Here is a 14270-nt window from a genome sequence, read left to right on the forward strand (position 1 = left end):
GCTTTTCCATAAATTATGTTAGCCCACTTCACGAAAGATAGATCTGCAAACCTCTACAACCCGTACTATTCTCTCATTGTTAACAGGGTTTGTTGCCCAGATGAAAGGAGAACACAATGAAGCGACCTCTACTGCTAGCATTAAGCGTCATGTCATCTGCAGTCATTGCAGGGGAAGACGTCGTCTACTCAGTTAATGGCGAAAACTACCAAGGGTATTGGAGCGAAGTGAGCGAAGATGCTCCCCTTGTCCTACTGGTTCACGATTGGGACGGATTAACCGACTATGAAGTGAAACGCGCTGAAATGCTTAACCAACAGGGTTATAACGTGTTTGCGGTCGACTTATTTGGCCAAGGAGTGCGGCCGACTGAGGTGAAAGACAAAAAGCAACATACTGGTGAGCTATATAAAGATAGAGCAAAACTGCAAAGTCTGATGTCGGGCAGCTTAGCGCAAGCCGGTGAGCTGGGTGGCAATCTAGATAACGTAGTGGTCATGGGCTATTGCTTTGGTGGTGCAGCAGTACTCGAGTCGGCTCGCGCAGGGATGAATGCCAAGGGCTTTGTCACGTTCCATGGCGGCTTAACCACGCCAGAAGGCCAAGACTACACTAAGACCAAGGCACCGATATTAGTTCTGCATGGTACTGCGGATACCGCAATTACAATGCAACACTTTGCTGACCTAGCAGTAGAGCTTGAGCAAACGGGTGTTCAACATGAAATGATCACATACAGTGGCGCCCCCCATGCTTTCACCGTGTTTGGTTCAAATCGCTACCATAAAGAAGCCGACAGAAAATCGTGGCAATCATTCAACGAGTTCCTTGGCATACAAACAGGTCAAACGATGACCATTCAATAGCACTCGAACATGGAGTCAGGTTCACCCTGACTCCATTTTGTGACATATCGCACAAAGCATCGCCAATCAAGCCATTTTCCGGTATGATTCCGCCCCCATATGAATCTTGACTCGCTCAGCAATAAGCCACAGGCAATTCAATGACCAATACCGCAAAACCGACATCTTCTGAATCCAAGTCTACAAAAGCACCATCCTCCAAGCCATCACTCGCTAAACAACTGTTTAAAATGACATGGCCAATGTTATTTGGTGTGCTGTCATTAATGGGGTTTCAGCTAGTAGATAGTGCATTCATTGGTCAGTTGGGCGTGTTACCGCTTGCGGCTCAAGGCTTTACCCTACCCATTCAAATGGTGATCATTGGTGTTCAAGTTGGTTTAGGTATCGCAACCACTGCCGTTATATCTCGTGCACTAGGTGCAAATGAAAACACCTACGCAAAGCAACTCGGTGGCTTAATCCTATTGCTGGGCAGCCTGAGTGTAGCAATCATTGGTGTCGGTATTTGGTTTTCACGTGAGCTGATATTGCAAATGCTGAGCGCCCCTGAAGCTGTATATGCGGTTGTTGATTCTTACTGGCCATATTGGCTTGTTAGTTCATGGGTAGGTGCCGTTCTCTATTTCCTTTACAGTATCTGCCGCTCAAACGGTAACACCATGCTGCCAGGCACCATGATGATGGTGACCAGTGTATTGAACCTGATCCTCGACCCTATCTTCATCTTTACACTGGAGCTCGGCATTAATGGTGCCGCGATTGCCACCATAACCGCATTCGGTATTGGTTGCTTAGTTGTAGCCCCCAAAGTGATTAAAAAACAATGGATGACTTTCTCATGGGACGGCCTAGACATTGCTCGAAGCCTTAAGAGCATCCTAAATATCATGGGACCTGCGATGATCAGCCAGCTGTTACCACCTCTATCTTCTATGATGGCAACTAAGTTAGTCGCAGGTTTCGGCACTGCCGCAGTTGCTTCATGGGCGCTGGGCTCTCGTTATGAGTTTTTTGCCATCGTCTCAGTTTTAGCGTTAACTATGTCTATGCCTCCGATGGTAGGAAGATTACTGGGCGCTAAAAAGACTGAAGATATTCGTGAGCTCATTGTTATCGCTTGTAAGTTTATTCTCGGTTTCCAACTTGCCATTGCAGCCGTTACCTTCGTTTTTTCTGGTACTTTATCGTCGTTAATGACCAGTGAATCAGAAGTTGAAATGATCCTTAACTGGCATCTAATGTTAGTTCCACTTAGCCTCGGGCCACTTGGCATCTGCATGTTGATGGTTTCAGTTTCCAATGCATTAGGTAAATCTTACACGGCACTCACTATTTCAGGGCTTCGTCTTTTTGCCTTCTTCCTGCCTGCAGTATGGTTAGGTGCAAGCTTGGGTGGTATTCAAGGTATCTTCATTGGCGCGCTTATTGGTAATATCCTCGCGGGTCTGTGTGCATGGTTTATGTACCAAGGGGCTATGAAAAAAGTCGAAGCTCGCATCACTGCATTGGCTTAATTCGTTTCTATGCGAGACAATCAAGAAAACTTACAAAACATCTGAGTTATTCATTTCGCTCTACTATTGCGGTATCAGAATTTTATTCGTTATGATACCAGCAGTTCAGCGTCAATTATTTTATAGAGGGAATCATGGTAACAAAGTGGGCTCAACGCTTTTATCAAATGGCCGAGTTAGTGGCGTCTTGGAGTAAAGATCCATCAACACAAGTTGGTGCAGTGATTACGAAAAACAATCGAATCGTATCTGTAGGCTTTAATGGCTACCCTCACGGTATTTCTGACAGCGCTGCTACTGATGATCGCGATATGAAATACCTCAAGACACTTCACGCAGAAGAAAACGCAATCCTATTTGCAAAGCGTGACCTTGATGGTTGTGACATTTGGGTAACACACTTCCCTTGTCCTAACTGTGCTGCCAAGATCATACAAACCGGTATCGCTGCGGTGCACTGCCCGGAACAAACTGAAGACTTCCTGTCTCGCTGGGGAGATAAGATCAAAGTTAGCCAAGATATGTTCTTGCAAGCTGGTGTTAAGGTGAATTGGTTACCTCTTGAATTACTTGAGAACGCGTCTCCACGAGAATCATAAGCCATTAAGCCGCACTCCTTCAAAAGCACGCTTATCTCAGCGTGCTTTTTCGATTCTTGCCCATACTTGAACTCGTTAATTTTTCTTTCATTAAATTATTTCTTGAATAGCAGAAATATCAGGCGTATATTCATCGTCAAAAGACGATAAAGAACAACTATGACTAACTGTAGCACTGAAAACTGCAATGCGTTCAGCTTAACTGATGAGCAGCTTCAGCAGAGTGAGAAACTTGCAGCGCTTGCGAAAGCGATTGGCCACCCTGCTCGAGTTAAGATCCTCAAAATACTGATTGAGTTAGATAACCGAGGTGGTTGCTTAAACAGCGATTTGGTTTCTGAGTTAGACCTCGCTCAGTCTACGGTGTCAGAACACCTAAGAATTTTAAAAAAGTCGCAGCTAATTACGGCAGAACCTATTCCGCCAAAGATGTGTTACCGCGTGAATCGCGAACAAATAGAGCTAGTTAGTACGCTGTTTAGTGCGCTAACTCAATAATATCATCGAGCCAAGACACATCTTGGCTTTTATTTTTACTTATACATCGTTATTCGACGATAAACGAAATGAAATAAACCATGACGAGTGCAACGGAAACATCTCCAAAACTGGGCTTTTTAGACCGCTACCTAACATTGTGGATTTTTATCGCGATGGGTATTGGTATTCTAATCGGCGTCGCATTCCCTCAAGTGACAGAACTTAATGAAAGCATGTCGGTTGGTAGCACCAATATCCCTCTCGCAATTGGTCTGATCCTGATGATGTATCCACCTCTTGCAAAAGTGAATTACCGACTGCTTGGTACGGTGACAAAAGATAAGCAAGCGATCAAGCTATCGCTAATCATGAACTGGATTGTCGGTCCTATCTTGATGTTTGTGTTGGCACTGACCTTCCTTGCAGATCACCCAGGTTACATGGTTGGTATCATATTAATTGGTCTTGCACGTTGTATTGCAATGGTGTTGGTTTGGAACGATATCGGTGGTGGTAACCGCGAATACGGTGCGGCTTTAGTTGCACTTAATAGCGCATTCCAAATTGTGACTTATAGCTTCATGGCGTGGCTATTCATTACCGTTCTACCACCAATCTTCGGCTATGAAGGTATGGTTGTTGATATTTCAATGGGTGACATTGCGGAAAGCGTGGCGATTTACTTAGGTATTCCGTTCCTTGCAGGTTTCCTATCTCGCGAAATCTTAGTGCGAGCGAAAGGTGAGCAGTGGTATAACGAGGTGTTTATTCCGCGTATTTCTCCAATTACATTGATTGCTCTTCTAGCGACTATTGTTCTTATGTTCAGCCTTAAAGGTGAGATGATCGTAGAGCTACCAATGGATGTGGTCCGCGTCGCGATTCCTTTGGCTATCTACTTCGTCTTGATGTTCTTTGTCAGCTTTGAAGTCGGCAAGCGTATGGGTATCCCTTACGACAAAAATGCTTCTATCGCTTACACCGCAACGGGTAACAACTTTGAGCTAGCGATTGCAGTATCTATCGCAGTATTCGGTATCAACTCAGACCAAGCCTTTGCCGGTGTTATTGGCCCACTGATCGAAGTGCCTGTATTGATCGCTCTGGTGAATGTAGCTTTGAAACTGAAAAAATCTTATCCGGTGGCGCAGCAAGCTTAAATCATACTGGTTCTATAGATACAAGGGCTCTCAATCGGGAGCCCTTTTTACATCGGCTCAGAAAAATACTCTATTCATCATACGTTCAGGTTCGGAGATATAAGATACAAACATACAAAAAGCAGGAGGTTCTATGAAACGCTTATTAATTGGTATTTCAGCAATTGTTGTTGGCTTTTTCTCACTGATAATGACACTCGTATTGGCTCTTCCACTCGCGATTTTTACTGCTATCGTCGGCTCTAAAGCAGTAAAGGCAGCCAAACAGCAACAGGCTCAAGCTGATGGCAACACCTATGAGGGTGAGTTCGAGTACGTAGCAAAATAGTCACTTGAAACTGAATGATATTGGGTGTCAGGGATGTCACCTAACCTTCCCACTACAAATGTAATTTGATGTATTGAGTCGGCGTTATGCCACGTTGTTTTTTAAACATTCGCTCAAAGCTAATTCGATTCTCATAACCCAACAATTTCGACACATCATCAACTGATACTCCATTTCTCAAGTGCTTCGTAGCAACCGAACTCAGTACATAACCCATCATTTGGGTGAAATTGACATTCATTGCTCGAAGTTTTCTCTGCAACTGCTGAGAAGACAAACCCACGATTTGTGCTGTTCGCTCCAATGTAGGGAGACCGTCATGCGAGATGTAGTTGATAACCTCGTACACCACTTTTATATGGTCATCGGCAGAAGGCATGTTGAGGTAGTCATCCAGCTCATGGTAGCTCATTGCAAGATTCGGTCTAGGCGCTCCACTCACTCTTGGGGGAGATTGTCGGACTTTAGAGTCAAACCATACTTCTGTTTGTGAATGGTTCCATTCTACTTTACAACCAAAATACTCTTCATACAGGTGGTCGTCTGATCGCTTTCCCGTACACATCACCCTCGATGGGACAAAATCATCGCCCAGGTATTCTCGTAATATCTTTAGCATGAAAATGGCAACACGAACGCTATCATGTACTCTCGCTGCGACACTAAAGTTTGGGTTGTGATAACACCACTTAATCAATGTTCCAGTCATCGAGGCAGATAAATATCCACCAGACTGCAAACTGCCTAGCGCTACATTCACACGTCGAACCGTACTGACAAGATCACGATTATGAAACAACCAACGTCCCAGAGCACCCAACTGGCTTAGTTGAATAGATCTTGAGTATTCCAAAACAATGTTAGGCTTCTGCGTTTTCTCATCCAATAATGAGTACCAGCGATCAATTTCCTGTACAGGAATCAGCGTCATCGGGTTCACAAACACAGAAGAAGCAATACCAAAATCCTCTGGAGTTAACCCCAACTGAGCTGTCATTTTATCCTGTAGGTTCTTAATACCGATTGAACGCATAAAATAAACATTTTTCACAACTGACTCACAATACAGATCACGTCACATAATCATATAAATTCAATCAATCTGTTGCAATAAATCACTGTTCAAAATAAATAATGAGAATAGCCGCACTGAAATTTATAGAGGCTATCCATGAGTTTATTAAGCGTTCCTTTCGTTGGAACATCTGCAGATACAGTTCTTCATGTTGTTGCTGCAGTTGTACTCGTTGCAACAGTAGGTGCAGTTGCTATTGGATTCTGGAAATTCCACGAATTGCCAATCCACAAAGCACACAGTAGAGACCACCACCAGATTGGGTTAATTACTGCCCTCACCTGGATTGGCTTCATCTGGCACTGGGTATGGGTAGTCGCAGTTATTGTTGCATTTGTTGATATGGAAAAAGCAATCATCAACCTTCGTGATACTTGGCGTCATGCTCCTGAGAGCCAACGAGCTCAGTCAGCTGCGAACTCAGAGTTGGAATCATCAAAAACCAATGAGGAGGCGGCATAATGTTAGAAGGTTTAGCGGTATGGGCTCTATTTATCTATTTACTGCGTCTAGTAGGTATGCCTTGGAATAAATTCACAAAAGGGTTTGCCTACATTGGTGGTGTCAGCTGGTTGATGTTCGTGTGGGTTGGTCTTATTAACTATACACCCATGGACTTGTCTGGTGGTTCTGTTGTGCAATCTCCACATATCCAACTGCGCCCAGACTCATCGAATGTAACGGGCAAAGCTGACGAGATTTACATCAAACCGAACCAAGCTATCACCAAAGGCCAACCAATCTATAAGATTGACGAAACCTCTTATATGATTGCTAAGGAACAAGCTGAGATTGATCTCAAAGCAGCAAATGTTGCACTTGAATCTGCGATCCAAGAAGTGGCGATTGCACAAGCAAATCATCAATCGCTACTAAAAAGCCTAAAGGCAGAGCAAGCAAAAATTGCGTCAGAAGAAGCCGATCTCGTATTGCAAAAGAAAACTCTGAAGCGTTACCGCGATCAGAATACCGTGGTTAAACACACAATTACTGAAAGTGATATAGACAATCAAACCACTAAAGTAGAGCTAGCTCGCTTAGATGTGGAAACACTAAAGTCCCAATACGAGACAAAACTGGTTGATGTTGAAAAGGCAAAACTGTCGATCAACAAAGCGAAATCGGCCGTTGCTTCAAAACAAACACAGGTTGAGAAGTCGCGTAATGCTCTCGAGAAAGCTCAATGGGATCTGGATAGCACATTGGTAACAGCGCCTGCAGATGGCTTTGTAACTAACTTCATCCTACGAGAAGGCCAGCGTGTATCCTTGATGCCACGTATCAACATGTACACCAATGAAAAGTACGTATTAATGCGAGTTAACCATCAAGCAATTCGCAACATCAAAGTAGGTCAGGCGGCTGAGTTTGCCTCTGCGGTATACCCAGGAAAGATTTTCTCAGCGCAAGTAGAAGGTATTGTCGAAGCGACGGGTGAGTCACAAGGTAACCTACTTGGTATGGATGATTCTGTACGTGCAACAACCGGTAAGAACCTGCAGAACAAACATCACTTTGTTCGCTTGAAGATTGAAGAGACTGAAGGCTACGACATTCCTGTAGGCTCCGTAGGTTTAGCATGGGTAAGTGGCGAGAAACCCATTGGCTTCTTGGGCTTTCTGGACGTTATTCGCGGTATCATTATCCGTATGAAGTCTCAGTTGTACTACTTCTATTCAATCTAACGCCACCTAGTCAACTCAATAAACTAAAAAAGCATAGCTTTCAAAAGAGGCTATGCTTTTTCTTTACAACTTTGTTAATAGCAATGTGTTTCATATATGCAATTTGCATTTGCATATTGCAACAAAGTTAAGCTAAACCGGTTGAAATCATCAAAAACGCTTAGTTTTACGTAGCTTTATTTTTGGCACGCTAACTGCATTAATGTAAATGACCCTTATTAAGCCGAGGGTCACCTAGCCAACTGACGTTGTTAGTGAACCTAATTTGTTCACATCTTATACGAGCTATACGCATTTGCGGATAGCTCTTTTTTTTATCCGCTCATTGAGATATGAGCTAAAAGGTATTCGCGATTACTTGTAAAACGCTTCAACTTCACCTTTTAGTTTGATCAGCATAGGCTGACCCCAACGGTCTTTCGCTTTTGGTGAAGGGATTTTTACCCAACCTTCGCTAACACAGTACTCTTCAACATCAGTACGCTCTTTACCGTTTAGGCGAATACCAATTTGGTGCTCAAAACACTCTTCTACAAAGTGCGGGCTGCGTGGGTTGCCTGATAGGTGGTCCGGTAAAGTTGGTTTATCGCTCATTATTATTACCTGAGGTAGTTTAGAAAACGCAATTGTAGTCAATGCTTATGACAGGCTCAAGATAAGAAGATTAACACTCGAAGAAAATTACACGTTAGTCGCAGCGTTTAACGCTATCTATACGAAATTAAGTATCGCCCCAGTGACGATTTTAACGTATTTCTATCCTGAGAGACGCTAAGTAAAATTGATTGACTTTGAGGAAGTCATCATTACGCTCGCTGCCATTTCCGTCGTATGACACGCTTAAGAACTAAGGTTCATTCTTGGAGAGCCAATAAATAAATCCACTCCCATCACGTAGTGATCTTCTTCTGCTTCCGCCTCAACTTCTGACCAACCAAGGCCTTTGTATAATTTTGGCACGTGGGTATAAGCATACAGGGAGAGGTTCTTAAGTGCTTTCACATCAAACATCGCTTGTTGAATCAGTTTGGTAGCTATCCCCTGCCCCCTATACTCACGGCTAATGAATACTGCATTAACCCACAACGCGATTCCCTTTGATTGGGGAGCTTTGAAAAAGGTATAGGCTAAACCACCAACAACTGAGCCATCAATTAACCCGACCAGTGGGCTAGGAAGCGCATCATTGTAGTCAACAAAGGTAAAATCAGACCATTGTGATTGAAATAGTGACTCTAGTTTCTGGGAGTTAGCGTCACCGATTGAGCATTTGATAATCTGTATATTTTGTATTCCGCGCATTAGAAACTAGAGTCCGGCTGTTCAAGAAACTCTAATTCTTCCTGTGTCGACACTCTGCCTAAGACCTGATTTCGGTGTGGATACCGTCCAAATCGCTCAATGATTACTTTGTGCTTTCGCTCAAACTCTAGATTGCTTTGTATTCCGAGCGATTCAAACAGTTTCATAGCCTCATTGTGAATCACAGAGGACTCACTATGCATAAATGGCATGTAGAGAAATACTCTCTGCGAATCAGAAAGTTGAGCATCTAAACCTTTAGATATGGCGAACTGAGATAATGCCAGAGCAAGGGGATCGGCCGAAAATGATTGAGGTTGATCGCGATAGATATTGCGTGAAAATTGATCGAGTACAATCACTTCTGCGAGGCTTCCTAGTGCAGACTCTCGCCACTCAAACAATTCACCAGCAATCGCTTGTTGATGAAGTTTTCCAAAACGCGTTTGAATCATCAGATCAAACGCATCATCTTTTTGCCACCACTGTGCGGGCTCTAGCTCTTCAAACCAAAACTGAATAACGTCCTTATACATTTTTAACAGTTCCCTTTTTGTCTTTTAGTTACGCTGAGTGAGTTGCAATAGGTCCCATTTGTTACCGTAAAGGTCTTCAAATACAACAACCGTACCGTACTCTTCCACTCTTGGCTCTTCGTGGAAAACAACGCCATTCGCTTTCATGAGATCATAATCGCGCCAGAAGTCGTTCGTCTGCAAAAATAAGAATACGCGTCCACCGGCTTGGTTGCCAACCGCCTGTTTCTGCTCATCATTACTTGCTTCAGCGAGAAGTAGATTGGTGCCTGTCGAGTTAGGTGGTGATACCTGAACCCAACGCTTCCCCGCACCCAAGTCGGTATCTTCAATAAGCGTAAATTGCAATTTTTGGGTATAGAACTCGATAGCACCATCATAATTATCGACGACAAGTGCAATGTTACCAATTTGCTGTTGAACGGGTTGAGACATAGTAGGATTCACTTATTAGTTAATTTAATACCGTAGAGTGTATAGCACAGTTCTGATAGGTACGAGATTGGCTATACAAAACAAGGGACAATTGAGCATTACGGCGACAACGATCATAGAGTTACTTTCACAAAAAAGCTTTAACACTTACAAATCGTGTTCTGCTCGCTCATCCTTGCATTCATATGAACCCATTTCAAACTCTCGGCAAATCCATGGTCGATTTTCATAAATCGTACACATATAGCTTTCACGGTCTAAAGCTGAACACCAGCCATCTGAGAGTCGGAGCATAGTTTCACCTCCCCAACTGTCTCGCTTGATATGTTCTTCTGGCACACCGGTATCTGAAATAATCATAACTTCAAGTCTGCAGCAGCAAGCCTTGCAGTTAGAGCATAAAACTTCAGAGGAGGAATAGGATTTGATGGGTATATTCATAAAATTCAGTATAAAGGCTAATCGAATATTATACCTCAATATGCTTGTATAGGCTGCTGTATAACAGGGTTAGTTCTGTTCCGAAGGGATAGCTCGGTTAGCCATGTCTCATAAACACAACTTATTGTCTTAAAACAGCCAATTGCAGAGCCTGATGCGTTAGCCCAAACTCTTCTTGGTTTAATGGTTTAGACCTGAGACAATTGGTTCGACACTTTTACTAAGCGAAATAAAGTAATCCCATGAAAGACTGCAATCAGTGCGGAAAGTGCTGTATCAAATATGGTGGAGAAGACTTGGCTGCTACACAAGAAGAAATAGACTTATGGGAGTTGTTCAACCCTGATATTTTCGAGTATGTGAAAGATGGAAAAATTTGGTTTGATCCTCAAACAAGAGAGCCACTAAGCCACTGCCCCTTCCTAGAACTGGTACCAAAAACTAAAGCGGATGAAAAAGATAAATACACGTGCAGTATTTACCTTGACCGCCCAGAAGACTGCCGTCACTACCCTAGCCTTATTAGTGAAATGGTTCGAGATGAATGTGAGATGATAGAAGTCATCGATTTAGAAAACCCAAAGAAAGCCCAGAAGAAATTAGACGACTTAATGTGTTCAAGCCGACCATCTAGCCATTCCTGATTATAATGTTGTACTCACACATGACGTCCAATCAAGTGACAGCCGGCATTCAAACTTAATGGTTATCAACCTGTACGCAGCGCCAATATAGCCGGAATATCCGTAACATTAGCGTAACGCGATAGATTTTCTTCTCGAGATTCAACAGCTACAATGGACATTCTATCTGCTAGCTCATTGCCTTCGATACCTACATGCCCATTCACATGATGGATTGTAATCTTAGATGCAATTTGCTGATACAAAGCAAAAGTTGGCTTAATGATATCTAAGTTCTTGATTTCACCACCCGGTTTCTTCCAACCTTTTTTCTCCCAGCCTGTTGCCCACTTAGTAATACAATCGATTGAGTATTTAGAATCACAAAAGATTGCAACACGATGACCTAAAGTTAGCTTTTCTTTGGCGAGTAAGAGTGACTGATGTAAGCCATGTAACTCAGCTGTATTATTTGTCCCTAGCGATTGATATAAGCCATACCAAAGCTCACTCAGTTGATTATTTTCATAAACTGCTAGACCAGTACCCGCCTCACCAGGGTTTGGATCACACGCTCCATCGGTATAGATTTTTACGTCGAACTCCATAGCGTCTATTTGTGCTTGGTTCAGAGGTACAGCTTTCCCTTTTGTCGTGCCTTTTGGGCTTGCTTTAGCTTTCGTAGCAGTGCCGGTGGAGTTCCCACCAAATGCAGATTCAGCCTCTTCAAGCGTTGGAAACGATTTATATCGAGCGCCAGCGAAGCCATCAACTAATGACTTGCATTTAGGCCAAGTGGTAAAAATACCGGTTTCACGGCCTTTCCAGACAACATAATATTTTTTAGCCACACGGGTTCCTTCGTTCATTTTGTTCACTACACGCAACGTGGTGCAGAGTGCAGAGTGCAGAGTGCAGAGTGCAGAGTCACGTTAACATCGAACTAATATCATTGCACCATAAAGACAAAAGCAACGATAGAATGAAAATGCCATGTCTTGGGAATCTGTTTTAAATTGTCTGTTAGTTGCCCATTTTACGCGCCAGTGCTAACATTTGTACACACACTACATTTTTAAGAGTCTATCATGGACACCAGAATTCAATTTCGCGTTGATGACGAAACAAAACGCCTAGCTCAACAGATGGCAGAAAGCCAAGGCCGTACACTTAGTGATGCTTGCCGTGAACTCACAGAGCAAATGGCAGAGCAACAACGAAAAGCATTATCTCACGATGCTTGGTTGACGGAACAGGTTAATCTTGCTTTTGATAAGTATGGCTCAGGCAAAGCCGTCTTTGTCGACAATGAATCCGCAAAATCTCGTATGGAAGAGCGAAAAGCTAGAATTCGAAGCAGAGGTAAACAATGATTCTGTGGGAAGAAGAGTCCCTAAATGATCGAGAGAAGATCTTTGAGTTTCTGTATGACTTTAACCCTGATGTTGCAGAAAGAACCGACAACATCATTGAAGCTAAGGTCGAGAGCCTACTTGAGCATCCATTAAAGGGCGTACAACGTGATGGAATCCGAGGAAGATTGCTGATTATTCCTGAAGTTTCGATGAGCGTTTCTTATTGGGTGGAAGGTTCAATCATTCGCATCATGCGTGTTCTGCACCAGAAACAGAAATTTCCTACGGACTAGTGCGGCGTACGGCAACTAACGCCCAATTAAGGGGTGAACCACACTGCCACCACACTCAAATTGGACGCCGTAAACACTGAACTAGAGCCAAACCAAAAATGCCAAGCGCGGGGGAATCACTCTTAAACGCTTTGTTATAAGACAATTATTGCTCAGTTCTATCTAAAGATTTAGGGGTGGGGATCACACCTATAAAACGAGCCAAGCTTAACAAAGTCATAAACAAACCAATCAATGCCTGCCCAATAACTAGTGAGTATGCAACTACACCCAAAGGAATAACGTTGTAAAAACCAAAGCTCGTCATCACTACAAAACTAGTGTAAACAGCACCCAATACACTTTCATGTGAGCCTGCAACATTAAAATCAAACATACTATGGAAGAATATATACTGAGCAGCAAACCAAAAAATTATTTCAAAGTAATTCTGCATTAGCAGTATGACAATACGCCTATACCCATGTAGCGCATACTCACGCCCTGCCTTAATCGCTCGATATTCGTCAAACAAGAGTACATTGGTCTGATAAATTACCACCTCGAACACTCGAAGTAATGCATATAAAGCTATGGCAAAGCCTATCAATCTATTGTCTATATATAGTACTGCTGGAACAGAAGCTATCGACAAAAATACATGCCCTAGAGCCCAAATTTCGGAAAATCGCCCGGTTCTGGCTTTTGGAAATATCTTCCGAACCAGATTAAAAAACGATATTTTCCCTAATAACTCAAAGACCTTAGCCCAGAAATCTACAATAAATGAATCTGATTTTTCCACATAACCTCCTTGTCTTATAACGCCGCATTAAGGTGTGAGCGACGCTTGGCTATACTTGAGCGAAGCGAAACTGCCAAGTGTTGCGAATCACTCTTAAATGCTTTGTTATACGCGTTTCTAGCGACGCACACCGTTTGTCGATGTAAAGCCTTTTTGAGCATACTCTTGCATTACAGCTGCCTTTGCTACCTCAAGCTCTTCACTTTTAGCTTCGCCTGCTTCCTTTGTGATTTCTACATCAAAATCAGCAGCTAAACCGATATCAACAACAGATATTAACCCAGGACGATCCTCAAAATTGGCATTATTACCATCATCTTTACTACCATCTTTGCTTTTAAACATAGCCACTAATTCTGACTTCGATTTATTCATATAGCCTTTATTTGTAGTTACATAACAAGCATTTAGTTGCTTAGAAAAGAATACAATGACATCTCTTTGTGACATAAAAACCTCTCAATCAGTACAAAAGTTACATTATACCACGTGATAGATGGTAAATTTCAACGAAAGCGTATAACGCCGCGTTAAGTTGATGAGATGGTCTCCCCCTACCACTTCACATGACTATCAGCCATGCTTGGAGTGTTCAGGCCCGAAGCAAAAGGAGAAGACCATGACTCAGCATAAAATCATCGGCATCGACTTAGCAAAAAGTATTTTCTTTCTTTTTGAAATCAATCATAAAGGAAAGAACCTTGGCCGTAAAAAGCTTCAACGAAGCAAGCTACTTAACTACGTCGCAAATCAAAGTCCATCCATCATCGCCATGGAGGCTTGTTCTGGAG

20 protein-coding genes and 1 pseudogene are annotated in these 14270 nt (G+C 42.9%); 12 read left to right on the forward strand and 9 right to left on the reverse strand.

Annotated elements, in window-relative coordinates; genetic code table 11:
- The first annotated feature begins 116 nt into the window (after positions 1 to 116).
- The 6 genes from DPF91_RS09585 (at position 117) to DPF91_RS09610 (ending at position 4950) form a co-directional block, all read left to right on the forward strand.
- A complete protein-coding gene (locus tag DPF91_RS09585; protein WP_117234181.1) occupies positions 117 to 866 on the forward strand; it encodes a dienelactone hydrolase family protein in 750 nt (249 codons plus the stop codon).
- 140 nt (positions 867 to 1006) lie between these two features.
- Entirely contained in the window at positions 1007 to 2383 is a 1377-nt protein-coding gene (locus DPF91_RS09590; RefSeq protein ID WP_117234182.1) for an MATE family efflux transporter, read from the forward strand.
- A 134-nt stretch (positions 2384 to 2517) separates the two neighbouring features.
- Positions 2518 to 2982: a dCMP deaminase family protein gene (locus DPF91_RS09595; RefSeq protein ID WP_117234183.1), complete on the forward strand. Its 465-nt coding sequence runs from the start codon at positions 2518 to 2520 to the stop codon at positions 2980 to 2982.
- 159 nt (positions 2983 to 3141) lie between these two features.
- On the forward strand, positions 3142 to 3480 hold the full coding sequence (locus DPF91_RS09600) for an ArsR/SmtB family transcription factor (RefSeq protein ID WP_117234184.1): 339 nt from the start codon (positions 3142 to 3144) through the stop codon (positions 3478 to 3480).
- Positions 3481 to 3560: 80 nt separating this feature from the next.
- A complete protein-coding gene (gene arsB / locus DPF91_RS09605) occupies positions 3561 to 4622 on the forward strand; it encodes an ACR3 family arsenite efflux transporter (RefSeq protein WP_117234185.1) in 1062 nt (353 codons plus the stop codon).
- Between the two features lie 133 nt (positions 4623 to 4755).
- Positions 4756 to 4950 carry a hypothetical protein gene (locus tag DPF91_RS09610; protein WP_117234186.1) on the forward strand — a complete coding sequence of 65 codons (195 nt, stop codon included), beginning with the start codon at positions 4756 to 4758 and terminating at the stop codon, positions 4948 to 4950.
- Positions 4951 to 5002: 52 nt separating this feature from the next.
- On the opposite strand, the gene DPF91_RS09615 is transcribed toward DPF91_RS09610, so the two are convergent.
- A complete protein-coding gene (locus tag DPF91_RS09615) occupies positions 5003 to 5983 on the reverse strand; it encodes an AraC family transcriptional regulator (protein WP_117234187.1) in 981 nt (326 codons plus the stop codon).
- A 138-nt stretch (positions 5984 to 6121) separates the two neighbouring features.
- Between DPF91_RS09615 and DPF91_RS09620 the strand changes: the two genes are divergently transcribed.
- A complete protein-coding gene (locus DPF91_RS09620; protein WP_241033795.1) occupies positions 6122 to 6487 on the forward strand; it encodes an MFS transporter in 366 nt (121 codons plus the stop codon).
- Complete coding sequence (locus DPF91_RS09625) at positions 6487 to 7710, forward strand: HlyD family secretion protein (protein ID WP_117234188.1); 1224 nt, start codon at positions 6487 to 6489, stop codon at positions 7708 to 7710. Before DPF91_RS09620 ends, DPF91_RS09625 begins: the two co-directional genes overlap by 1 nt.
- A gap of 354 nt (positions 7711 to 8064) precedes the next feature.
- Here the strand turns inward: DPF91_RS09625 and DPF91_RS09630 are convergent, their stop codons facing one another.
- The 5 genes from DPF91_RS09630 to DPF91_RS09650 all read right to left on the reverse strand — a co-directional run bounded on the left by DPF91_RS09630 (position 8065) and on the right by DPF91_RS09650 (position 10424).
- Entirely contained in the window at positions 8065 to 8304 is a 240-nt protein-coding gene (locus DPF91_RS09630; protein ID WP_117234189.1) for a DUF3297 family protein, read from the reverse strand.
- 246 nt (positions 8305 to 8550) lie between these two features.
- A complete protein-coding gene (locus DPF91_RS09635; protein WP_117234190.1) occupies positions 8551 to 9012 on the reverse strand; it encodes a GNAT family N-acetyltransferase in 462 nt (153 codons plus the stop codon).
- On the reverse strand, positions 9012 to 9557 hold the full coding sequence (locus tag DPF91_RS09640) for a DUF924 family protein (RefSeq protein WP_206355555.1): 546 nt from the start codon (positions 9555 to 9557) through the stop codon (positions 9012 to 9014). The genes DPF91_RS09635 and DPF91_RS09640 overlap by 1 nt, the downstream gene beginning before the upstream one ends.
- A gap of 15 nt (positions 9558 to 9572) precedes the next feature.
- Positions 9573 to 9983, reverse strand: a complete 411-nt coding sequence (locus tag DPF91_RS09645; protein ID WP_117234192.1) for a VOC family protein — start codon at positions 9981 to 9983, stop codon at positions 9573 to 9575.
- 147 nt (positions 9984 to 10130) lie between these two features.
- Complete coding sequence (locus DPF91_RS09650; protein WP_117234193.1) at positions 10131 to 10424, reverse strand: YkgJ family cysteine cluster protein; 294 nt, start codon at positions 10422 to 10424, stop codon at positions 10131 to 10133.
- A gap of 242 nt (positions 10425 to 10666) precedes the next feature.
- On the opposite strand from DPF91_RS09650, the gene DPF91_RS09655 reads away from it, so the two are divergent.
- Positions 10667 to 11068: a YkgJ family cysteine cluster protein gene (locus tag DPF91_RS09655; RefSeq protein WP_117234194.1), complete on the forward strand. Its 402-nt coding sequence runs from the start codon at positions 10667 to 10669 to the stop codon at positions 11066 to 11068.
- A 65-nt stretch (positions 11069 to 11133) separates the two neighbouring features.
- Here the strand turns inward: DPF91_RS09655 and DPF91_RS09660 are convergent, their stop codons facing one another.
- Positions 11134 to 11898 carry a ribonuclease H1 domain-containing protein gene (locus tag DPF91_RS09660; protein ID WP_117234195.1) on the reverse strand — a complete coding sequence of 255 codons (765 nt, stop codon included), beginning with the start codon at positions 11896 to 11898 and terminating at the stop codon, positions 11134 to 11136.
- 237 nt (positions 11899 to 12135) lie between these two features.
- Between DPF91_RS09660 and DPF91_RS09665 the strand changes: the two genes are divergently transcribed.
- Both DPF91_RS09665 and DPF91_RS09670 read left to right on the forward strand, forming a co-directional pair.
- On the forward strand, positions 12136 to 12420 hold the full coding sequence (locus DPF91_RS09665; RefSeq protein ID WP_117234196.1) for a type II toxin-antitoxin system RelB/DinJ family antitoxin: 285 nt from the start codon (positions 12136 to 12138) through the stop codon (positions 12418 to 12420).
- A complete protein-coding gene (locus DPF91_RS09670) occupies positions 12417 to 12695 on the forward strand; it encodes a type II toxin-antitoxin system RelE/ParE family toxin (RefSeq protein ID WP_117234197.1) in 279 nt (92 codons plus the stop codon). The genes DPF91_RS09665 and DPF91_RS09670 overlap by 4 nt, the downstream gene beginning before the upstream one ends.
- Positions 12696 to 12840: 145 nt before the next feature.
- Here the strand turns inward: DPF91_RS09670 and DPF91_RS09675 are convergent, their stop codons facing one another.
- Together DPF91_RS09675 and DPF91_RS09680 are read right to left on the reverse strand one after the other, a co-directional pair.
- A complete protein-coding gene (locus DPF91_RS09675) occupies positions 12841 to 13479 on the reverse strand; it encodes a hypothetical protein (protein WP_117234198.1) in 639 nt (212 codons plus the stop codon).
- 117 nt (positions 13480 to 13596) lie between these two features.
- Positions 13597 to 13929: a hypothetical protein gene (locus DPF91_RS09680; protein ID WP_117234199.1), complete on the reverse strand. Its 333-nt coding sequence runs from the start codon at positions 13927 to 13929 to the stop codon at positions 13597 to 13599.
- Between the two features lie 169 nt (positions 13930 to 14098).
- Here DPF91_RS09680 and DPF91_RS22440 point away from each other — a divergent pair.
- Positions 14099 to 14270, forward strand: a pseudogene (locus DPF91_RS22440) (IS110 family transposase); the annotation flags it as partial.

It is taken from the genome of Vibrio maerlii, from assembly GCF_003415655.1.
GTDB classification, from domain to species: domain Bacteria; phylum Pseudomonadota; class Gammaproteobacteria; order Enterobacterales; family Vibrionaceae; genus Vibrio; species Vibrio maerlii.